At 27.8% G+C, this 22,737-nt stretch carries 21 protein-coding genes; 3 read left to right on the top strand and 18 right to left on the bottom strand.

What is annotated here, in order from left to right:
* Positions 1-52 precede the first annotated feature (52 nt).
* Both J7M87_RS10110 and J7M87_RS10105 read left to right on the top strand, forming a co-directional pair.
* A complete protein-coding gene (locus J7M87_RS10110; protein ID WP_291650934.1) occupies positions 53-1,402 on the top strand; it encodes a putative DNA modification/repair radical SAM protein in 1,350 nt (449 codons plus the stop codon).
* A 13-nt stretch (positions 1,403-1,415) separates the two neighbouring features.
* Entirely contained in the window at positions 1,416-2,153 is a 738-nt protein-coding gene (locus J7M87_RS10105) for a TIGR03915 family putative DNA repair protein (RefSeq protein WP_291650933.1), read from the top strand.
* A 378-nt stretch (positions 2,154-2,531) separates the two neighbouring features.
* On the opposite strand, the gene J7M87_RS10100 is transcribed toward J7M87_RS10105, so the two are convergent.
* Positions 2,532-2,909: a RidA family protein gene (locus tag J7M87_RS10100; protein WP_291650932.1), complete on the bottom strand. Its 378-nt coding sequence runs from the start codon at positions 2,907-2,909 to the stop codon at positions 2,532-2,534.
* Between the two features lie 272 nt (positions 2,910-3,181).
* On the opposite strand from J7M87_RS10100, the gene J7M87_RS10095 reads away from it, so the two are divergent.
* Positions 3,182-4,204 carry a branched-chain amino acid aminotransferase gene (locus J7M87_RS10095; RefSeq protein ID WP_291650931.1) on the top strand — a complete coding sequence of 341 codons (1,023 nt, stop codon included), beginning with the start codon at positions 3,182-3,184 and terminating at the stop codon, positions 4,202-4,204.
* Between the two features lie 206 nt (positions 4,205-4,410).
* Here J7M87_RS10095 and J7M87_RS10090 read toward each other — a convergent pair whose 3' ends face one another.
* The 17 genes from J7M87_RS10090 to J7M87_RS10010 form a co-directional block, all read right to left on the bottom strand.
* A complete protein-coding gene (locus J7M87_RS10090) occupies positions 4,411-5,841 on the bottom strand; it encodes a HAMP domain-containing sensor histidine kinase (RefSeq protein ID WP_291650930.1) in 1,431 nt (476 codons plus the stop codon).
* Positions 5,841-6,917: a GHKL domain-containing protein gene (locus tag J7M87_RS10085; protein WP_291650929.1), complete on the bottom strand. Its 1,077-nt coding sequence runs from the start codon at positions 6,915-6,917 to the stop codon at positions 5,841-5,843. Before J7M87_RS10085 ends, J7M87_RS10090 begins: the two co-directional genes overlap by 1 nt.
* Positions 6,907-7,602, bottom strand: coding sequence for a response regulator transcription factor (locus J7M87_RS10080; RefSeq protein ID WP_291650928.1), 696 nt, complete (start codon positions 7,600-7,602; stop codon positions 6,907-6,909). The genes J7M87_RS10085 and J7M87_RS10080 overlap by 11 nt, the downstream gene beginning before the upstream one ends.
* 805 nt (positions 7,603-8,407) lie before the next feature.
* The gene (locus tag J7M87_RS10075) at positions 8,408-9,457 is read right to left on the bottom strand and encodes a helix-turn-helix domain-containing protein (RefSeq protein ID WP_291650927.1); all 1,050 of its coding nucleotides are present in this window, start codon (positions 9,455-9,457) and stop codon (positions 8,408-8,410) included.
* 487 nt (positions 9,458-9,944) lie between these two features.
* The gene (locus J7M87_RS10070; RefSeq protein ID WP_291650926.1) at positions 9,945-10,730 is read right to left on the bottom strand and encodes a formate/nitrite transporter family protein; all 786 of its coding nucleotides are present in this window, start codon (positions 10,728-10,730) and stop codon (positions 9,945-9,947) included.
* A gap of 149 nt (positions 10,731-10,879) precedes the next feature.
* Positions 10,880-11,647 (bottom strand): sirohydrochlorin cobaltochelatase, encoded by a 768-nt coding sequence (locus J7M87_RS10065; RefSeq protein WP_291650925.1) that lies wholly within the window; start codon positions 11,645-11,647, stop codon positions 10,880-10,882.
* A 10-nt stretch (positions 11,648-11,657) separates the two neighbouring features.
* Positions 11,658-12,938 carry a glutamate-1-semialdehyde 2,1-aminomutase gene (hemL, locus tag J7M87_RS10060; protein WP_291650924.1) on the bottom strand — a complete coding sequence of 427 codons (1,281 nt, stop codon included), beginning with the start codon at positions 12,936-12,938 and terminating at the stop codon, positions 11,658-11,660.
* A 4-nt stretch (positions 12,939-12,942) separates the two neighbouring features.
* Positions 12,943-13,911: a porphobilinogen synthase gene (gene hemB / locus J7M87_RS10055; RefSeq protein ID WP_291650923.1), complete on the bottom strand. Its 969-nt coding sequence runs from the start codon at positions 13,909-13,911 to the stop codon at positions 12,943-12,945.
* A 1-nt stretch (position 13,912) separates the two neighbouring features.
* Positions 13,913-15,400: a uroporphyrinogen-III C-methyltransferase gene (gene cobA, locus J7M87_RS10050; RefSeq protein ID WP_291650922.1), complete on the bottom strand. Its 1,488-nt coding sequence runs from the start codon at positions 15,398-15,400 to the stop codon at positions 13,913-13,915.
* A gap of 5 nt (positions 15,401-15,405) precedes the next feature.
* The gene (gene hemC / locus J7M87_RS10045; RefSeq protein ID WP_291650921.1) at positions 15,406-16,278 is read right to left on the bottom strand and encodes a hydroxymethylbilane synthase; all 873 of its coding nucleotides are present in this window, start codon (positions 16,276-16,278) and stop codon (positions 15,406-15,408) included.
* A gap of 10 nt (positions 16,279-16,288) precedes the next feature.
* Positions 16,289-16,957, bottom strand: a complete 669-nt coding sequence (locus J7M87_RS10040; protein ID WP_291650920.1) for an NAD(P)-dependent oxidoreductase — start codon at positions 16,955-16,957, stop codon at positions 16,289-16,291.
* The gene (hemA, locus tag J7M87_RS10035; protein ID WP_291650919.1) at positions 16,915-18,120 is read right to left on the bottom strand and encodes a glutamyl-tRNA reductase; all 1,206 of its coding nucleotides are present in this window, start codon (positions 18,118-18,120) and stop codon (positions 16,915-16,917) included. The genes J7M87_RS10040 and hemA overlap by 43 nt, the downstream gene beginning before the upstream one ends.
* 223 nt (positions 18,121-18,343) lie before the next feature.
* Entirely contained in the window at positions 18,344-19,306 is a 963-nt protein-coding gene (gene asrC, locus J7M87_RS10030) for a sulfite reductase subunit C (RefSeq protein WP_291650918.1), read from the bottom strand.
* 11 nt (positions 19,307-19,317) lie between these two features.
* Positions 19,318-20,112 carry an anaerobic sulfite reductase subunit AsrB gene (asrB, locus tag J7M87_RS10025; protein ID WP_291650917.1) on the bottom strand — a complete coding sequence of 265 codons (795 nt, stop codon included), beginning with the start codon at positions 20,110-20,112 and terminating at the stop codon, positions 19,318-19,320.
* A 1-nt stretch (position 20,113) separates the two neighbouring features.
* Positions 20,114-21,121: an anaerobic sulfite reductase subunit AsrA gene (gene asrA / locus J7M87_RS10020; RefSeq protein WP_291650916.1), complete on the bottom strand. Its 1,008-nt coding sequence runs from the start codon at positions 21,119-21,121 to the stop codon at positions 20,114-20,116.
* Positions 21,122-21,133: 12 nt separating this feature from the next.
* A complete protein-coding gene (locus tag J7M87_RS10015; RefSeq protein WP_291650976.1) occupies positions 21,134-21,910 on the bottom strand; it encodes a formate/nitrite transporter family protein in 777 nt (258 codons plus the stop codon).
* A gap of 106 nt (positions 21,911-22,016) precedes the next feature.
* Positions 22,017-22,709, bottom strand: a complete 693-nt coding sequence (locus J7M87_RS10010) for a Crp/Fnr family transcriptional regulator (RefSeq protein WP_291650915.1) — start codon at positions 22,707-22,709, stop codon at positions 22,017-22,019.
* Between the last annotated feature and the right edge of the window lie 28 nt (positions 22,710-22,737).

Raw genomic sequence — 22,737 nt, 5'->3', positions numbered from 1 at the left:
AACATTTGTTCGATATAATAGTTTTAAATACTTTCAAATAAGGGTGATATTTATGAATATAGATGAGAAACTTAATATTCTTTCTGCAGCTGCAAAATACGATGTATCTTGCTCTTCATCAGGATCAAAAAGAAAAAATTCAAATAATGGTATAGGAAATGCAGCAAGCAGTGGTATTTGCCATAGCTTTGCTCCTGATGGTAGATGTATTTCTCTATTAAAAATACTTTTAACTAACTATTGCATATATAATTGTAAATATTGTGTAAATGCATCTACAAAGGATGTTCCTAGAGCTATGTTTACTCCTGATGAAATTGTATCTCTTACAATTAACTTTTATAAAAGAAATTATATTGAAGGATTATTTTTAAGTTCAGCAATATTCAAAACTCCAAATTACACAATGGAATTATTATTAAGTGTTGTAAAAAAATTAAGAATTGAAGAAAATTTTAATGGATATATTCATTTAAAGGCTATACCAGGTGCTGATGAATCATTAATAAAAGAAGCTGGAAAATATGTGGATAGAATGAGTGTTAATATAGAACTTCCTTCATCATCAAGTTTAAAGTTACTTGCACCTCAAAAAAGCAAAGAAAATATATTAGCTCCTATGAGTACTATAAAAAATTCTATCTTAGAAAATAAGGATTTAAAGAGAAGTATAAAATCAACACCACTTTTTGTTCCAGGTGGGCAAAGTACACAACTTATAGTTGGTGCAACTCCTGAAAGTGATTATAAAATATTAAATTTATCTGAAAATTTATATAATCGCTTTAACTTAAAAAGAGTTTATTATTCCGCTTATGTTCCTGTAATAAAAAATGATAAAGCACTTCCTAATATTATCCATCCTCCATTAGTTAGAGAACATAGATTATATCAAGCAGATTGGCTATTACGATTTTATGGCTTTAAAGCTAAAGAACTTTTAAAAGATGAAAACGATAGCTTTGATTTAAATTTTGATCCTAAGACCTCTTGGGCTTTATCTAATATAGAGAATTTTCCTATAGAAATAAATAAAGCTTCCTATGATACACTTCTTAGAATACCCGGAATAGGAGTGCGTTCTGCAAGAAGGATATTAATTACAAGAAAAGTTCACACCTTGACATTTGAAGATTTAAAAAAGCTTGGCATAGTCCTAAAAAGAGCAAAATATTTTATAACTTGCAAAGGTAAGTACTATGGAGATGTTGCTTTTGATGAAGAAAAAATAAGAACTAGGTTGCTTTATATGGATAAACCTAAATTAGAAAATCAAAATTCAGAACAACTTAATTTCTTTGATGATATTTACCCTAAAACATCAAGTGGAATTTTATTACCTGAACCAAAGAAGATAATTATACCTACAGATAAAGTAACTTCTATAACTGGAGAGTTTTAAAGGTGGTGATTTTTTGTTAAAAATTGTATATGATGATTCTTTTGAAGGATTCTTAACTGCAATTTATTATAGTTTTTATTGTAAAAAGCAAATAGCATCAATTTCTACAGAAAATGAATTGGAATTCGATCTCCTTTCAGAAATAGAATACATAAATACAGATTTAAATAAATATTACAAAGTCAAAAATGCTATTGTTTCAAAGATTGATCCTTTAGCATTAAATAAAATTTATAAATTATACTTATCTAATTACAAAAATAAAGGTGCCCTATGTTTTAAATATTTGAAAATTGCATTCAAACTCGGAAGTGATATTCACAAATATTTACATTTAGATGAAGTAAGGGAGCTAGATATGATTGATAAACGAGTTTCTTTAGAAGGTCATAGATTTACTGGATTTGTACGTTTTATTTCTGTAAAAAATAATTTTTTATATTCTTCTATTGAGCCCGATAATAATATTTTAGAAATTATCTCTCCACATTTTCAAGAACGTTTTAGTAATGAATATTGGATAATACACGACATAAAAAGGAATATTGCTTCAGTTTACGATAAAATTTCCTGGGAAATAAAAGAAATGGATATAGAAATTTATAATAATCTTAAAAACTACAATGATGATTTTCAAGATCTTTGGAAAGGCTATTTTAAATCTACTACAATAAATGAGCGAATTAATCCAAAACTGCAAAAAAGAATGATGCCAAAACGCTATTGGAAGAACCTCACCGAAGTAGAGTGAAGAGTTAATATTGAAAGGGTGAAAAGCAAAGGATGTTTTCTCTGCCAATTTAAATTTAAATTAGTTTAAATCACCTTATATTCAAACTAACTTAAGTATTTCTTCCTAAACTCTTTTACTTTTTCACTTTCACCATTATTATAAATTATAAATATAATTTAGCGAAGATAAATAGACGGTGAACTAAGCATATAGCGAGCAATTAGAAGTACTTTGTGTGGGAAAAACTACTAGGCCTTAGTGTTGCTTAATTGTTTGAGCACAGCGAGTTAACCAAAAATTCTTGGCATAGTAGTTTTCCTAGCCTAGTACTTCTTTGCACAGCTATCTAGCTTATGGAACATATCTAATTATCGTAGCCCTTATGTTTACAATTTATTATATAGTTGCTACTGCTTCTATTTCTATTACACAGTCTTTTGGTAGTCTTGCTACTTCAACACAACTTCTTGCAGGAGGATTTTCATTGAAATACTCTCCATAAACTTCATTTACTTGTCCAAAGTCATTCATATCTTTTATGAAAACTACTACCTTAACTACTTTTTCTAGGCTACTTCCAGCTTCCTCTAAAACAGCCTTTACATTTTCTAAAGATTGTCTAGTTGCAGCTTTTATTTCTGTTACAACTTCACCTGTTGCCGGATCAACTGGAATTTGTCCTGATGTAAATATCATCTCCCCTATTTTAATACCTTGTGAGTATGGCCCAATAGCTGAAGGTGCCTTACTAGTTGAAATAATTTCTTTTTGCATTTTACTACACGTCCTTTCTTACTACTTTGCATATAAATTTTTTTTAAACTAATAATAAATATGAGTTTATCAAACTCATATAGGATATCTAAAACAAATATCAGCATCTCCATAAAATTTTAGATATCCTACATTCTAAATATACCTTTTTTACCATAAAATTTCAATATGTAATCATTTTAATAACCTTTTATTATATATTAAACATTTATTAATTTATTAAGCAATGGTACAATTAGAATAATATAGAAACCATGAAGGAGGTAGTAGATATGAGTAAAGATGTTAATATAGATTGGAGTAATCTAGGCTTTAACTATATTAAAACTGATTATAGATATATATCAGTTTGGAAAGATGGAAAATGGGACGAAGGTAAGTTAACAAAAGATAATATGTTAAACATAAGTGAAGCTTCTACGGCTCTTCATTACGGTCAACAGTGCTTTGAAGGCTTAAAAGCTTACAGAAGAAAAGATGGAAAGATTCAATTATTTAGAGTAGATAGAAATGCACGTAGAATGAATGAAAGCAATGCTAAATTACTTATGCCTGAAATACCTGTTGAAAAGTTTATAGATGCTTGTAAGCAAGTAGTTAAAGCTAATGAGCATTATGTTCCACCATATGGTACTGGTGCTACATTATATTTAAGACCATTTATGATAGGGGTTGGAGATAATATAGGTGTTAAGCCTGCTCCTGAATATATTTTCTGCGTATTTGCAGTACCTGTAGGACCTTACTTTAAAGAAGGATTAACACCATGTAACTTTATGATAGCAGATTATGATAGAGCTGCTCCTTATGGAACTGGTGGACAAAAGGTTGGTGGAAACTATGCTGCTTCATTACATCCACATAAAATAGCTGCTGATAGAGGATTTGCAGATTGTATTTATTTAGACCCTGCAACTCATAGCAAAATTGAAGAAGTTGGTGCTGCTAATTTCTTTGGAATAACAAAAAACAATGAATTTATTACTCCAAAATCCCCATCAATTCTTCCGAGTATAACTAAATATTCTCTTATGGACATAGCTAAAGAGTATTTAAAAATGCCTGTATTTGAAAGAGATGTTTATATTGATAACATTGATGAATTTAAAGAAGCTGGCGCTTGTGGTACTGCTGCTGTTATAACTCCAATAGGTGGAATAGAATATAAAGATAAACTTCATGTATTCCATAGTGAAACTGAAGTTGGACCTGTTACAAAGGAACTTTATAGGATTCTTTGTGGAATTCAGTTTGGCGATATTGAAGGACCTGATGGTTGGATATTTGAAGTTTAATTTATCAAAATATAGATGTGTGAAAACTAAAATTTAATATTTTATCTTTAGATTTTCTAAACAAAGAGCACCAAATAAGAATAATTAAGTCTTATTTAGTGCTCTTGTTTCTCATTATAAATTATTAGAATTTTGAATAAACAAGCTATTTTCCCTAAAATTAACTATTTATGGATGACTTCACTTATCAGTTTCTAAAAAACTCTCTAGATCAATACATTTACAATAAATTTATTATCTCTTATTTCTATTTTAAATTTTCCATTTTGAGCTTCCGTTAAACTTCTTGCTATATCTAATCCTAGCCCTGACCCCTCAGTACTTCTCGAAGCATCTCCTCTTTTAAATCTTTCAATCAGCTCTTTTTCATTAAGCTCTATTTTCTCAGCAAATTCATTGATAAATATTGTGCTACTAGTTTTTTCAATTCTATTAACATTATATTCAAGTACTATAAAAACTTCAGATTCTTCTACTGAATATTTGATTATATTAGATATAATATTTTGATATATCCTAAGAGTCTTATTGTAATCTGCATTAACAAGAACTTTTACATATTCATTAGAGTCTGCTTCTCTATCATTTAAAAATATCTTTATGTTAAATTTAAGCTTAGATTCTTTTATTTTATCTTCTAATTCAAGTAGTGCATGATTTAATACTTCTCTAAGATCAACTTCTCTAATATTTAAAACTATATTATTAGAATTAGCCATTACAGACTCTTTAAGATCATTAATTAAAACTTTAATCCTTTTTGCCTTTCGTTCTAATATATCTATATAATCTTTCTTATTATCTTCTGTTAACTTTCTCTTACTTAAAAAATCAACGTAATTTATTATTGAGGTTAATGGTGTTCTCAAATCATGAGATACATTAGTTATTAATTCAACTTTTTCAGTATTTGACGCTGCTTTATTATTTTCAACACATTTTGAAATAGAAATAAGCTCATTTATAGCTCTATTCATTATGTTAAATTCTATACCATTAAGCAAACCATAATTATCTCGACTTACTTTAAAAGTATCATACACCTTATCAAAATTTCCATTCTCTAAACCTTTAATAGTTTCATCTAAAGTTAAATTTAAATTTTCTACTACTAAGTAATTTTTTAAAGTGCTTATTCCAAGATAAGTCAAAACTAAAATATTTAGTATTATTATCCACCACAGTATTGTTGATTTTATATCTATTTCTTTCATAGTTAACTGAAATATTATCTGATATAGAGTTATATAAAATATTATTGATATTGTTAGTTTTATAAATTTATCAAAAAGCTTTCTTCTATAAAAACTTCTTTCATAAACTTCAATATCTTGATTTTTATATATTTTACTTTTTAATACTATTTGTAACAATGATATTGCAACTATTACAGAAAAAACTATCCATGTTAATAAAACAGTATATTTCTGTCCTTCTGTAGCATAATTGGGTAAAAACTCTTCTCCGGTAGTATTAACTAGCTTTCTTACAACAAAATAATTTATAAGGACTAATATCTTACCAATAAATGTTTCTATAAATACCTTCTCAGTTATGTCTTTTAATCTTATTATCTCATCTTCCTTAATCCATCTAATTTTATAATCCTTATTCCATAAAACTTTATCTAACAACATTAATTCACTCCCTTTTCTAAAGGTGCTTCCTGAATTGAATTAATATCAAAAACTATTTCCACTTTAAACAAATCCCCATCTATACTTATATTAAAATCACCCTTTTGTAATAAGATTAGGTTTTTAGCAATTTCTAATCCTAACCCTGATACATCTTCTTCATCATTATTATTTATTATATATATTAAATCTTTTGGCATTATATTTAACTCTTTTTTAGAGGTATTTTTGATGCATATATAAACCTTATTATTGTTACAATTTACATCTATATATACCCTACTATTTTCTAGAGAATGTTTTATAGCATTTTCAAATAATATATCAAAAACTCTCCATAACTTCTCCCCACTACAACAAATATATATGTTTTTCCTTGGAAAATTCTTTCTAAAGGTTAATTTACTATTAAATATTTTATCCTCATATTCAATTGTAGCTTGTCTTAGAAATTCAATTATTTCTATTTCATTAATTTCTAAAATCATATCTCCAGTTGCTGTTTTTGAAGCTTCAAATAATTCTTCAATTAACTTATTTAGATTGTTTGACTTATTCTTTAATAAGTCTACTATTTCCTTATTATCCACATCAATTTTCAATTTATTAATATTATCTAATATATCTTCTAATGGATTATTTAATTTGTTTGTTAAATTATTTATAAGTTCTATATTTACCCTTTCATTCTTTTTAATATTATTTACTGATTTTTTCAACCCTCTAGCTATTTTATTTATCTTTATTATTAAATCAAAATATCTATTACTAAAAACCATTCCTAAGCTTTTTGTATCAAAAACTTCCTTATTATTAATAGCATTAGATTTGTTCTCTTTATCAAACTCATTTAACCAATCTTCTATTCTTCTCCAAATCATGACTATTCTTAAATTATTACAAATTAACTTTATAATCATTAATATATTTAATAGTATTAATAATAAAATTATTAATACTAAAGTTTTATAATTAGGAACTATATAAACAATAAATATCATACTAATACTTATTATTGAAATAGCTAAATACTTAAGTATTCTTTTGTTTCTCAATATAAATTCTCTACTTTTCAAACTTATATCCAACTCCCCATATCACCTTTAAATATCTTGGTTTTTTAGGATCTATTTCTATCTTTTCTCTTATTCTTCTAATATGTACCATTACTGTATCTGTACTAAAGCATGGTTCTTCCCAAACTCTTTCATATATTTCTGCTGAAGAAAAAACTCTTCCTGGATTGCTTAAAAGAAGATCTAATATTTTATATTCAGTTTTAGTTATCTTTATTTCTTTTCCATCTACCTCAAGAGATTTTCTATTCCTATCTAGCTTCACAATTCCATAATTTAATATGTCGTTACTTTTTTCTTTTACATAATTCCCCAAATCAACATACCTTCTAAGTTGAGATTTAACTCTTGCAATAAGCTCTAATGGATTAAAAGGCTTTGTTATATAATCATCTGCTCCAATATTTAATCCTAATATTTTATCAGTATCTTGTGATTTAGCAGACAAAATTATTATAGGTATATTTTTATCTTCTCTTATATTCATAGTTGCTCTCATTCCATCCATTTTAGGCATCATTAAATCCATAATTACAAGATGAACCTCTATATTATTAATTATATTTAGTGCTTCTAAACCATCATAAGCTTTAATAACATTTATATCTTCATTCTTTAAATATATTTCTATTGCATCTGTTATTTCTTTTTCATCATCTACAACTAAAACATTATATTTTCCCATAAAGTTTTTCCTTTCTTATATGAAGTGCTATCTTATATTATTAATGTTAAATTTACACAAAATAAAGTTTATCAAATTTTATTCATAGGTAAATTATAACACTTGATATTACTTTTTATAATAATAGATAAATATAAAATTAACCTATCTTATTTCTAAAAAATTTCTAACAATTCAAATTTAAAGATTAGGACTATCTAAATCTCCAATAATCAAACAATTTCGGTTCTCTAAATTTTACTTCTAAGAGCCATTTTTCTATTCATTACCTAAGCACACTCAAATATTTCTATTTGCACATATCCTAACAAATTTTTAGATCCAAATTGTTGTCATACTTATCATACAAAAAGAAAAGCGCAACTAATAATAACTAGTGCACTTTTCATTTAATTTAATTCTTAAATTTTTTAACTTACTATATAATTAAAAACATATTATTAATTCAAAATTACAGACTAGATTCATCCCAAAATCTATTTATAATCTTTCCTTCATTTTATTATTATATAATTTCATAATTTTCTTCTCTCTTAGCCAGAAGGAAACATATCATTAGTTTTAGTGTAAAATTTACTTAAACTACTTTTCTATTTAAATCTTTATATATCAGGGGTTCGTAAATTTTTTCTATAAAAAAGTATAGTACTATAAATTACTTTAGCTTATTACAAACATAAATGTAGTAATACTAAATACTCATACTATCAAAGAATCCTTAAACCCCTTTCTACAAAATAAACTACATAGGCTCTAAAGGAAGTTCCTGATATAGATATATCTCATAAAACCATTGCTAATTACATTACTTGCTATACTTATCTATAATCTCCAAGAATTCCTTATTACCTTTTAAAAACTCCAGATCATTATCCCTATCATTTTTAAGTGCATTTAAAAATGTTGAAATGAAAACTTCATTACTTTCATCATTAGATTCCTTAGGTTTAATATGTTTATATAATCTAGATTTTGATATATCCCACGGATTTTTCATTTCAGTTATCATTTTCTTTAAAGTAGAAATTAAGTTAGCTTCATCTTTTTGAACTGAATATAACTGAAAATATGCAGAATAAGAGTTATAATCCCAAAGATCGTATAAGCTTGTTGTCTTTTCTATAATCTCAGCAAAATATTTAGCATCCTCATTATGATTTTCTTTCAAGGCAATTTCCATCATAGATATTAATGTCATAAAGATGTCAGTTGTCTTAGAAATTAATTTTTGTTCAAAAAGTTCAGCTGCTTTTCCATACTCTCCTGATTTAATATAAAGATTACCTTGAAGCTGATTTTTATCATAAGTGATATTAGGAAGTTTATCAATGCAAGCTTGAGCCTTATCATACTCTTCCCTGCCTAAGTATTTATTAATTAACATAGAAGTTGCTTGATTAGCTACCTCTATATCATTACTATTTGAAGCTTTTACATATAAATTTTCAATCTCATTCTCATAGGCCTCTATACTTTCAATTGCAAACATAAGCAAACTCCCTTCAAGGACAGTTGCTATATTTAAAATTAATTTATCATTATTTGGATACTCATGAATCTTATCCATCGCTTTCTCAAAACCTATATCAAATCCACTACTTCTGATTATCTCAACTAATTCATTTATAAAACGTGCTATTTCAATATCAGTTACGTCTTCTTTAAAGGAAAGTAAAGTATTTAAGTCTACTCTTAAAAGCCTTGCTAAAGCTGGCAATATAGTAATATCAGGATAGCTAATCCCCTTTTCCCACTTATTAACTGCAGGCGTTGATACCCCAAGAGCTTCAGCAACTTGCTCCTGAGTTAATCCTTGATCTATTCTTCTTTCTTTTATAATTTCATTTATTTTCATATTAGCCTATGCTCCTTTATAAATAGTAAATCAAAAGCTTTTGTTACTATTATTTTATCAAGTAAGACATATTACCACAATTGAGTCATTGTTAATTTATTAGTAAGTAAATTAACTGTTAGTTAATTTGTTAGTGATATTTTTTGATTATAAATATAATAATTATATTAAATCTTATTTAGTATTTTAATTATATAAAGCATTATTATGACTGTGCTATAAAGCTTATTTATCTTTTATATTATTCTTGTCATTTTTATTATCTAATTCAAGTAACTTCTTTAAATTGTAAATTGCTAATATCCTCACTAAACTTTTAGCTAATATCTTAAGCAAGTTGCTATACATGCTTGACATACTTAAATAAGGGTGGACATTTATCCACCCTTTGCTTCTTATTATTCAATTCATTTATATTAAATATTTATGATTTCTTTTTATAATATTACTAAACTGAAAAGTTAGTTTATAAATATAGTTTAAACTATTATTTTTCTTCCTTACCTCCACTAGTAATATAATAATATGGCAATGCTAAAAATATTACTCCGCCTATAAAATTTCCTAATGAAACTAAAATAATGTTATATGTATACCCACCTAAAGTTACTGTTGATGGATCAATTAAGTATCCCATAGCTAAAAATCCCATATTAGCTACACTATGTTCAAATCCAGCTGTTATAAATGTAAATAAGCACCAGAATATCATCAATATTTTAGCTGTTTCTTCTTTTAACTTATAACACATCCATACAGCTAAACATACTAATATGTTACATAAAATACCTTTTAATATAAGTTGTCCTGCTGGAGTATTTATTTTAGCATAAGCATTATTTACAATAAACTCTCCAATGTATTCACTTTTCCCACTAGTTAACCCTGCTTGTACAAATAATGCTGCCCCAATAATACCACCTAAGATATTTCCAATCCAACTTGCAAACCAAATTTTTATTGCATCAACCCAAGTTACGGTTTTTTCTAATGCACCCATAGTCATTATCATAGCATTACTTGTGAATAAATCTCCACCTGCCATTAATACTAAACTAAGTGCTACACCAAAAGATGCTCCCATTAGAATTTTATATGTTTCTATACCATTATGGTGCATAATTCCACCAATAGTATAAATAAGCATAATTCCTAAGCTTACAAATAAACTTCCAAGCATTGAACTAACTAGGTATCTCCCCTTACTTCTTCTTAGTAACGTGCTTTTAACCTCTGCTGAATGGGCTAAATTATGAATTTCTTTACTGTACATGATACACCCCATAATATAGTTATTTTTTTAACAAGTATTAAGATAATACATTGCCTTTTTTCACTAGCATATTTTACAATGAAGAACAAAGTTTTGCAACGAAAACTTTGTTCTTCATTATTTATATTTAGTTTTATTTAATTTCCTTTTTATTTCATGTTATCTATATAATATTTCCTTATTTCTTTGTATTCTAATAATGCTTTCTTACTACTAGTAACATTTATATTGTGCTCTTTTATTGAGGCTTTCCATGAATTACTTTCTCCAAAAATGTCCTTTTTTATATGGTTTCCAGGTAACATAAGTATTGGAGCTAATGTTATGTTTTTTATATTATCTTTTAATAATTGGCAAATAATATCTTCTTTTTTTATTTCACCTTCTAAGGTTCCTATATATACATTTCTATATCCATGTTCTATGAAAACATCTTTTAATGTGTTATATGCATCCGTATTTATTGTTTTAGAACCATGTCCAACTAACACTATATTATCCGTCTTCAATAAATTATCTTCCATTGTATTAAATATTAAATTACATGATTCTTTTAATTTTCCATCTTTATTGCTCATAAGAACATTTCCTAAAGTAATTTTAGAAAAAGAATAATCATATTCTTTAATTGTTTTTTCTATATTTGAGTATTCACTGCCTTCAATCACGTGTAGAGGTTGAATATATACCTCTTTATATCTGTCATTACTTAGGTTAAATAGTACTTCTTCTAATCTTGGAACTATCTTACCATATTTATTAAGTAATATATTGGATAATACACTTGAAGTAAAAGCCTTACAAACATGATATTTTCCATTTACGCTTTCTCTTATCTCTGCTTCAAAGTCTTCAAACTCTTGTAATCCTTCTAAGTTAGCTGTTCCAAAAGAAACAACAATAATTGCTTTTGACATATGCACCTCTCTATTCTATATTAAACTCTCTAAAAACATCTAAGAATTTATTTATATGCTCTTCTGTATGAGAAACACTTAAAAATAAAGCTTCGTATTGTGATGGTGGTATATTAATTCCATTTAATATCATATGTTTGAAATACTTTTTAAACATATCTTCATTACATGTTTTTACATCATCATATTTTTTAACTTCTTTTAAATCTGTAAAGAATATAGTAAGCATTCCACCATGTCTATTAATTGTCATTGGTATGCCTTTTTCTTTTGCTATTTCTAATAAACCTTCTTCTAGCATTGATCCTAGATGATTTATCTTTTCATAATATTCTTCCTTATGTCTTTTTAATTTATTTAAAGTTGCAATTCCTGCTGCCATTACTATAGGATTCCCAGACATAGTTCCAGCTTGATACACTTCACCAATTGGAGATAAGCATTCCATTATTTCTTTTTTTCCTCCATATGCTCCACAAGGAAGTCCCCCTCCCATTATTTTTGCATATGTTACTAAATCAGGTTTTGCAGTAAATAGTTTTTGAGCTCCCTCAAAAGATACTCTAAACCCACTCATAACTTCATCAAATATCAATAGTGCTCCATATTTATCACAAAGTTCTCTTAGAAGATTCATAAAATCTTCTTCTGCTTTTATTACTCCCATATTTCCTGCTACTGGTTCTATAATAACCCCTGCAATATCATCTCCATATTTATCAAATAAAGATTTTATACTTTCTTTATCATTATATACGGCTATAAGCGTATTTCTTATACTATCATTAGGTACTCCTAGTGACCCTGGAATTCCATTTGTTAATACTCCTGAGCCCGCCTCAATTAAAAATCCATCAAAATGTCCATGATAACATCCAGCAAACTTTATTATCTTATTCTTTTTAGTATATCCTCTTGCTAATTTTACTGCACTCATAGTAGCTTCAGTACCTGAATTAACCATTCTTATCATATCAATGTTTTTTAAGTTTTTGCATAAGAATTTAGACATTATTAGTTCTAATTCAGTTGGAGCTCCAAATGCTATTGCACTTTCTGAAGTTTCTTTTATAGCTTTTACCACATCTTTATCAGAATGTCCTAATATCATAGGTCCCCATGCAAGAACAAAATCTATATATTCCTTACCTTCTTCATCTACTATTATGGCACCTTTTCCACTTTTTATAATTGGAGGCTCCATTCCAGTATTTCTATATGATCGAACTGGAGAATTAACTCCACCTGGCATATATTTTTTTGACTCATGAAAAATAACTTGATTTCTCATAAAATTAATCCTCCTTTAACCATTTTGCTGCTTCTAGTGCATAATAAGTTATTATCATATCTGAGCCTGCTCTTTTCATTGAAAGAAGCATTTCTAAAACTACTCCTTTTTCATTGATTAGTCCTGCTTCAGCTGCAGATTTTACCATTGCAAATTCTCCACTAACATTATAAGCACAAATTGGTACATTTATTTTATCCTTTGCTCTTCTTATTATATCTAAGTATGACATAGCTGGCTTAACTATAACTATATCTGCACCTTCGTTTATATCCCACTCTATTTCTCTTATTGCTTCATCTGAATTTGCAGGGTCCATTTGGTAAGTTTTTCTATCTCCAAACTGTGGTGCAGAATGAGCTGCTTCTCTAAATGGTCCATAGAAAAATGATGAATATTTAGCAGCATAACTCATTATTGCTACATTTTCATATCCATTCTCATCTAATGCATTTCTCATAAAAGCAATTCTTCCATCCATCATATCTGATGGTGCCACCATATGTGCTCCAGCCTTTGCATGAGATAAAGCTATCTTACCTAGAACTTCTAATGTTTTATCATTATCTACTTCACTTCCATTTAATATCCCACAATGTCCATGACTAGTATATTGACACATACATACATCTGTAATCACATATAAGTTTTTTGAAAGTTCTCTTACTTTTCTTACAGCTTGTTGTACTATTCCATTGTCATTAAAGCTTTCTGATCCACATTCATCTTTTTCATTTGGAAGTCCAAATATAATTACACCTCTTATGTTAAGACTTTCAACTTCATATATTATTTCATGCAATCTATCTATTGACCAATGATAGTTACCTTTCATTGATGAAATTTCTTCTTTTTTGTTTTCTCCTTCAACAACAAAAATAGGGAAAATTAAATCATTTGTACTTAATGCATTTTCTCTTACTAAATCCCTTATTGCTGTATTGGCTCTTAATCTTCTTCCCCTTTTAATCATCCTATTCACCTTTTCTCTCTTTATATTCACTATAGATTTCTATTATTTCATCTAAAAAACCATCTTCAGAATGCTTTTTGCACATGTGTCCTTCTATGGAATTAGATTTTAAAGTTTTATAAGTTTGAGGTCCTATAGCAATATTAAACTTACTCTTAATTTCTTCTACACTAAACATACTTATCATATTATTTACTGTACTAGGACTAGTGTATAATATAAAATCAACTTCATCAAATACTCTTTTATTTCTTATATCACCACAAACTGTATCATATGTATGTACTCTATCAACATATAAACCTAGTTTTTCAACTTCTTCCTTTAAATATTCTCTACTGCTAGAAGAACACGGTATTAATACATGCTCCCCCTTAACTAAATGTAGCTCTAAAGCCTTAAATAAGCCTTCTCCAACAAATTCTCTTCCCATTATAAAAGCCTGAATTCCTCTTGTTTCTAAAGCCTTTTTAGTTGCTTTACCAACTACTGAAAACTTAGCTTTAAGATTTCTTATATCTATTTTATTTTCTATAACATAGTCAAAAAACATATTAACACCATTTACTGAAGTTAATATTATATGATCATAATTATCTAATTTATCTTTAACAGAATTTAAGTTTTCTTTAGTTTCTTGTATTTTTATAGAATTTATCTCTGTCACTTCTGCTCCTAAATTTCTAAGCTTCTTTTTTAAGTTAGAAGACTGTTCTCTTGACCTTGTTACACATATATTAAGCCCAAAAAGTGGTTTCTTCTCATACCAATTTAGCTTATTATTAAGTTCAACAACATCTCCCATAACAATTATACAAGGTGACTTCAGTTTAGCTTCGATAACCTTTTTCTCAATATCTTCTAATGTTCCAACTACCTTTTTTTGCTTTGAAGAAGTTCCCCTCATAATTACAGCTACTTTAGTATTAACATCTTTGCCATTTGTTATTAGTTTTTGTACTATTCCACCTAAATTATTTAATCCCATCATAAAAACTAAAGTACCTTTTTCTTTAGATATTGCTTCCCAATTTATATTTAGTGTACCTGCAGTCATCCCTGTAATTATATGAAAGCTTTGTGCCATTTCTCTTTGTGTTATAGGAATACCTGCATAATTCAATACTGATATTGGTGATGTCACTCCTGGAACCACTTCAAATCCTATATCTTCTTCAACTAAAGAAAGCACCTCTTCCCCACCTCTTCCAAAAACATAAGGGTCTCCCCCTTTTATTCTTCCTACAGTATGACCTTCTTTAGCAAGTTTTACTAATGTTTCATTTATTTCATCTTGCGTTTTATAATGACATCCAGGCTCTTTGCCACAATAATAAATTTCACAATCTTCTTTTAAATAATTAAGTATATTGTTTGAAACTAATCTATCATATAAAACAGCAGTACACTCTTTCAAAACTTCTACTGCCTTTAATGTCAATAATTCTTCATCTCCTGGTCCAGTACCAATTATATAAACCTTACTCATTTTTACTATCCTTCCAAAATCTTTTGTGCTAATTTAAATCCTAGCTCTATGTTTTCACTCTTACTGCCTAGAATATCTTTTTTAACTATTTTTCCACCTACATCAAAAGTACCTATCATATATAAATCATCATTTTTTATCTCAGAGTAAACACCTATTACACTATGGCATCCTCCATTTAACTTTTTCATAAAACTTCTTTCAGCTTCTACTGCTATTCTAACTTCCTTATTATCTAACTTCCTTAAATAATTGTTGTATTCACCATTTTTTAATGCTTCTATACCTAAAGCACCTTGCCCTATTGCTGGTAAAAATTCTTTAGGATCAAAATAATCTGTTATTATATCTTCCATTCCCAATCTTTTTATTCCTGCTGCTGCTAAAATTATCCCATCCATATTTTCTTTTTTCATCTTTTCTAATCTTGTTTGGATATTTCCTCTTATTGGGACAATATTTAAATCACTTCTTAAATCTTTTAACATTGCAGCCCTTCTTATGCTACTTGTTCCAATAATAGCACCTTCTTTTAAATCCTGAAAATGAATGCCATTACTTGATACAAATACATCTCTAATATCATCTCTTTCAGGTATAGCCACTAACTCGAAATCTTCTGGTAATTCAAAAGGCACATCTTTCATACTATGTACTGCTGCATGTGCTTCTTTATTCCAAAGTGCATATTCTATTTCTTTAACAAACAAGCCCTTTCCACCTATTTTATCTAATGTTACATCAAGTCTTCTATCACCTTCTGTAACCACTAATAATTTTTTAGAATTTATATTATTTTTTTCTTTAATAAGCTTAATTACTTTATCAGCTTGCACTTGTGCTAACTTACTTTTTCTAGTCGCAATAATTAATTCCATAAAATATCTCCTATAAATTTTTATATATTTTATTTGATACTTCTTTTCCAAAAAACATATCTATTACTAATTTATCTTTTCCCTTTTCATATATGTATTTAAAATCTTCACTACATACAAATTTAATTATATCCTCTTTATTTTCTTTTAAAGATTTTGCCTGCTTCCTAATAAAAGATGAATAACCAATAAAATCATCATAATCTTTTAATAAATCCAATACTTTCTCTGCTATCATTAATGAACCTTTTGGATTTCCATTCTTGGTATTTACTGAAAAATTTATATTTTTTAGCTCTCTTTGTACTGGTGCTACTGCAATTCCATTTGAATATTCAGAAGCAAATATGTATATTTTATATTCAGCATCACAATCTTTTTTTATTTCTAAATTTTTATTATAGTCATCTGTTGCTATTATTATTAAGTGCTTATCTTTAATAAAATCTTTATTATATTCACCTTTAATTAAATTAATATCTTTTAAATTTGAAAATTCATCAATAAAATTTAAAGATAAAACATCAACTATGCAGCCTTTATATAAAAAGTTTTTTCCTTTTATATAACCAACCTTTCCTCCGCCAACTATACCAACTCTAAATTTTCTAGACATTACAGAAAGATAAGTGTACTCTAAACATTCTTCAGGAATATCTTTTCTAGTATCTTTATACATTCTTCTCCTTGCCCCTTTAATTGTTCTTCCTTTAAAACTTCTATCGCCCTATTAACATAATAATCTGATGTGCTCTTTATAAGTTTTTTCGCAATTTCTATATCTTTTTTATCATTGCATTTATTCTTTAATGTAGTTTGCCTCTCTTTTATAACTTTAGAACTATTTTTTTTCATATCTTGTATAACAGGCGCTATATTTCTTATATCCTTCCAATTAAAGTATTCTTCTATATATGCATTTATAATATCCTTAAACTTTAGCATTCTTTCTTTTCTGAGCTTTTTGTTATCATCATCAATTGAACTTATATCATCAATATCATAAAGATTTACCCTTGTGTATTCCTTAACTTTTTCATCAACATCTCTTGGCAATGCTAAATCAAATATTATAATTTTATTTCCATTTTCTTTTATATGCTTTTTTTCTATGATTAAGTGTGGAGCAGACGTACAAGAAACTACACAGTCCATATCGTTTATTATGTTTCGTCCCTCTTCATAATTCATTACTCTAATTCTTTTATCATCAATATCTTTTACATTTTCAACTTTTCTAACCACAATATTTAATTCCTTTATATCATTAGAAAGAGCATATTTAACGACTAGTTTTCCTACTTCTCCATATCCTATAACCATAATTCTCTTTGAATCATTTTTTATTGCTTCACTAATTGCAATTGATGCTGAAGAAACTGGAATTTCATATAATTTTCCTTCTGTTCTAAACTTCTTCCCACAAGTTATTGCTTCTTGAAATAATCTTTGTAATTCATGTTTAACTGCTCCTAATTCATCTGCTAAATGATATGCATCTTTGATTTGTCCAAGTATTTGATCTTCCCCTAATATCTTTGAATGAAATCCACAAACAACTTCCATCAAGTGTCTTACAGTTTCTTTTTCATTTAAATAAAAACAGTATTCTCTTAAATTAATATCCCAATTTAGCACTTCAAAAATCTTTTTTAATCCTTCTTCGCCTTTTAAAGAAGCATTAAAATAAACTTCTGTTCTATTACAAGTACTAAGAATAACAACTTCATCAAAATATTGTAACAACTCTTTTGAATATGCTTCTCTTTTTTTTTGAGATAAAGCTAATTTTTCTCTTATTTCTACTTCAGTATTCTTTTTAATCCCTAAAAGCTGAATCATAATTTTGCTCCTAAATCATCTTATTACTTCGTTTATTTTTATAATAACCCTATTATACTCTTATTACAATTTTTTTGCACATTCCATATACTTAATATTTAAATTAAATTTAAGACCGCTAAAAAATAGCGGCCTTAAATCTTTTATTATATTAATTTTACATATTTATCTAATGCTTTGTCTAATAGATTATATTAATTTCATTTATAAGTATTTACCTATATTAATATTTTATTCCACTCCAATAAATATTGTCTTTTAGTATAGCTTTATCTGAAAGTTCTACTCCTTCGAGTGCCCATTTCTTAAATTCCATAAAGCCTGTTCTATCAACAATATATCCAATATGCTCTTTTCCACCTGGAGCATCTTTAGCAATGTATTGTTCAACATACTTATAAGTATTTAATATTATTTTTATAATACTTTCTTCATCCACCCATATTATAAAATCTTCAGCTAATCTTGGATTTTTCTTTCCTGTTCTACCCATTATAGCTAATCTATAATATTTTTCTTTACTTCTTGTCCATGCTCCTGTTGGACAGTTTATAACACATTCTCCACAACCTATACACTTACTATGATCTCTTACTGGTCTATAGTTTTCTGGATGTAATGCAGCTGTTGATTTTTTCTTACAGGCTCTAACACATGCACCACATGATATACATTTATCTCTATCAAACTGTGGCTCTGTCATTCCTATTATTCCAAAGTCGTGCATTCTAGCCTTGATACAATCATTTGGACATCCTGTTAATGCTATTTTAAAATGTAAATCATTAGGAAATATAGCTTTTTCTATCTTCTTTGCAAAGTTTGTAGTATTGTAATTAGCATATGGACATACTTTATTTCCTATACATGCTGATACATTTCTTGTTCCTGCTGCTGTATATCCCTTTCCTGGGACTTCTTGATTTATTTCTAATCCTTCTATTATAGGTTGAAGAAGAATATTAACCTCTTCTATATCATTCATATCTATCCCTGGAATTTCAAATCCTTGTCTTGTTGTTAAATGAACTGTTCCATCACCATATTTATCTGCAATTTCTTGAATTAATCCTAAATACTCAGCTTTCAAGAATCCACCTGGAACTCTTATTCTTGAAGCTGTTATTCCTCTTCTTTTTGTAACTCTAAAGGCATTTTTTTTCAGCTTTTTAGTATTGATATCCATAGTGTCTCCTCCTAATCTATTAATTCTTTTCCTTTTGAATAATTAAATACAGGCCCATCTAAACAAATATATGTATCATCTATTCTACAGTGTCCACATTTTCCAATTCCACAACACATCTTTCTTTCTTGAGAAATCCATATATTTTCTTCCTTGATGCCAAGCTTTAAAAATTCTAATACAGTAAACTTCATCATCATAGGTGGTCCAACAACTACTACTTGTACATTTTCCTTATCTTTTATATCAAGCTCTGGAATATATTTTGTTACAAGTCCAACTTTTCCCTCGTAACCTTCTTTTGCTCCATCTACTGTTATTATAAGATTCATATTCTTTTCCCAAGCCTTTATATCTTCTTTGAAAAGAATATCTTCTGGAGATTTAAAGCCTGAAATAAGAGTAAATCCTTTTGCATCATTTTTATTTTCTGAGAAGTAATCTACAATTCCCTTAACTGGTGATAATCCTGTTCCTCCAGCAACAACAACTACTTCTTTGCCTTTATAGTTGCTAATATCAAATCCATTTCCGTATGGACCTCTTAAAAACAACTTGTCTCCAACATAATTATTGAATATTTCATCTGTTACTTTACCTACTCTTCTTATAGTTAAATCAACATAATTTTTACCTATTCCACTTACTGATATAGGAGCTTCCCCATACTTTGGAAGGGATACTTCAAAGAATTGTCCTGGTTTTACATCTCCCTTAAAAGACATTCTGAAAGTATATTCTATTTCTGTATGCTTAATAACTTCTAATATTTCTGATATAAATGGTATATATTCGTTTGTATTCATATTACTTCACCTCTTCCATAGCTTTTTCTAATTTATTAACACAATTTGAGAATGAAATATATTCTGGACATATATCATCACATCTTCCGCAACCTACACACATATGATATCCCCATCTCTTTTTGTAATCATAAACTTTATGAAGAACTTTAAATCTCATTCTTTGTCCTTTTTCTTTTCTAAAACTATGTCCTCCAGCCATATCTGTATAGCCATCAACTTGACATGAAGCCCAAACTCTCCTTCTTTCTCCTACTTTTCCATTATCCTTGTAGAATATATCTTGCATAGTAAAGCATGTACATGTTGGACAGACAAAGTTACATCTACCACAAGCTATACATCTTTGTGAATATTCATCCCATACCTTAGAATTCATAACTTTTAATTCTAAATTGTTTGGTATATTAACTTTAATATCATTACTTTCAACAAAATCTGGAGTTACATCTAATGATTCATTAGTAAGATTGGTAAATACACCTTCTAATTCATCATCTTTTATATCTAAATATACTTCTTCACCAGATTGTTTAACATATGCATTATATTCATCAGTTTTATTTGTTTCCATACTTACACAGAAGCAGTTTTCAAAGCTTTTTTCACAGCCCATTAAAACAAACTTAGCTTTTTCTCTTAACTTTTTATAATATGGATCCTCAAATTTATTTCTTAAATAAATATCATCTATTCTTCTTAATGAATGCATATCGCAACTTCTTAGAAAAATTAATATAGATTTTTCATCAACATTCGGTTCTTTTATTTCATCTTCTGTAAAGAAAAATACTGTTTGTGTTATTGGAAGTAAAACTTCCTTATATGAAAATTGTGATTTTTTATCGAATTCTATTTCTTCAATTTTTGATATTTCACCATATCTAACAATATCAGTATCTGAAAAAGTTCCCTTTCCTTCCAAAACCTTTGGTGCATATATCTTATATTTTTTTGATAGTTCTTTTAATCCATTATTAAATTCTTCTACTTTAAGCTTATATCCCATCTTAAACACCTCTTAGTTTACTTTTTTCTTTCTAGATATTATGTAATAAGGTATTGCCATAAATACAATTCCTCCAACCATATTACCTAATGTTACCATTATAATATTATAGGCATATCCACCTATACTTACAGCAGCACCAGCTGGTGAAAGTAATCCTATTGTTAATAAAGTCATATTTGCAACACTATGTTCAAAACCTGCTGTTATAAAAACAAATAAACACCAGAATATCATTATAAGCTTGGATGTTTCTTCTTTACATTTAAAGCTACACCAAACAGCTAAGCAAACTAGCATATTACATAATATTCCTCTAAAAAACAAATCACTTGCTGGTAGAGACATTTTAATAGCACTAGTTTTTGCTATGAACTCTCCAACTGGACCATTTGCTAACCCAGCCATAAAAAATAATGTTCCTGCAAGTATTGAACCTGTTAAATTTCCAATAAAACTTACAATCCAAACTTTAATAGTATCTAGCCAAGAAACTGATTTATTTAATGATCCTACTGCCATTATAAAATTATTTCCAGTAAATAATTCAGATCCTGCAAAAATTACTAGACTTAAGGCAACTCCAAATGATAATCCCATAACAATTTTTGTTGCTGGCGAATTAGTCGAACTAAGCAATCCCCCAATGGTAAAAATTAGAATAATGCCAAATCCAACATAGATACCTGCTAACATTGAACTAATAAAATATCCAAGTTTATTATCTTTTAACAGTTCAACCTTAGCTTTAGAAGCAGATGCAACCTTATTAAATTCCTCATTGAACATCATATTTCTCCCCTCGTGATTGTTATTATTATCACAATCTCTATACTTAAATTATAAATGCTAATAAAAATAAAAACTGTGACGTTCATCACAGTTTTTATTTTTATTATGATATTCCTTTAAAAAATTTAGCTAGTTTATCTTTATTCTTTACTTTTATTCTTTTCTTTTCATATATTATCAAATCATTCTCTTGAAGTATCTTCAAAGCTCTAGATATAGTTTCTCGTGGCGCTCCAAACATATCTGCTAAATAAGTTATACTTATGTTCATATCTATCAATATTCCATCTTCAACTTCTATTCCGTAATCCTTAGACAACTTCCATAACTTTGCTGCTACTCTTTTTTCAACCTTTATAGGAGTAGAATTCTTTAATTGCCTGTATAATCTTCTTACTTTTATACTTAAGGAAGAGATTACTATTTTAGTCAATTCAAAATCATTCATCATAATCTCTTGAAACTTCATTCTATCGAAGGATAGAATTTCTGCTTTTTCAAACACTTCACAGTTTATAGAAGCTGGTAAATCATCTAAAACTACTGCATTAAGTATAGATTCTTTACCTAATATGAATATTATCTTTTTTTGAGCCGATTCATTTAATTTATAAAGCGCAACTTTTCCGCTATATACTATATAAACTTTATTAATTTCATCCTTATCTCTAAATATATGGCTACCTTTTAAATAGCACTTACTTTCTCCTAATTCAGATAGTGCATTTATTGTAGGCTTATTTAAATTATTAAATATTTCCATTTTTCCTAATTGACATTTTACTAAATCTTTCATTTATACGCACCATTCCTATAATTATAGT

This window comes from Clostridium sp. (assembly GCF_017888565.1).
In the GTDB taxonomy this organism is placed as follows: Bacteria; Bacillota; Clostridia; order Clostridiales; family Clostridiaceae; genus Clostridium.
The sequence above is the reverse complement of the archived record's forward strand: the minus strand, read 5'-3'. Positions and strand labels throughout refer to the sequence as shown.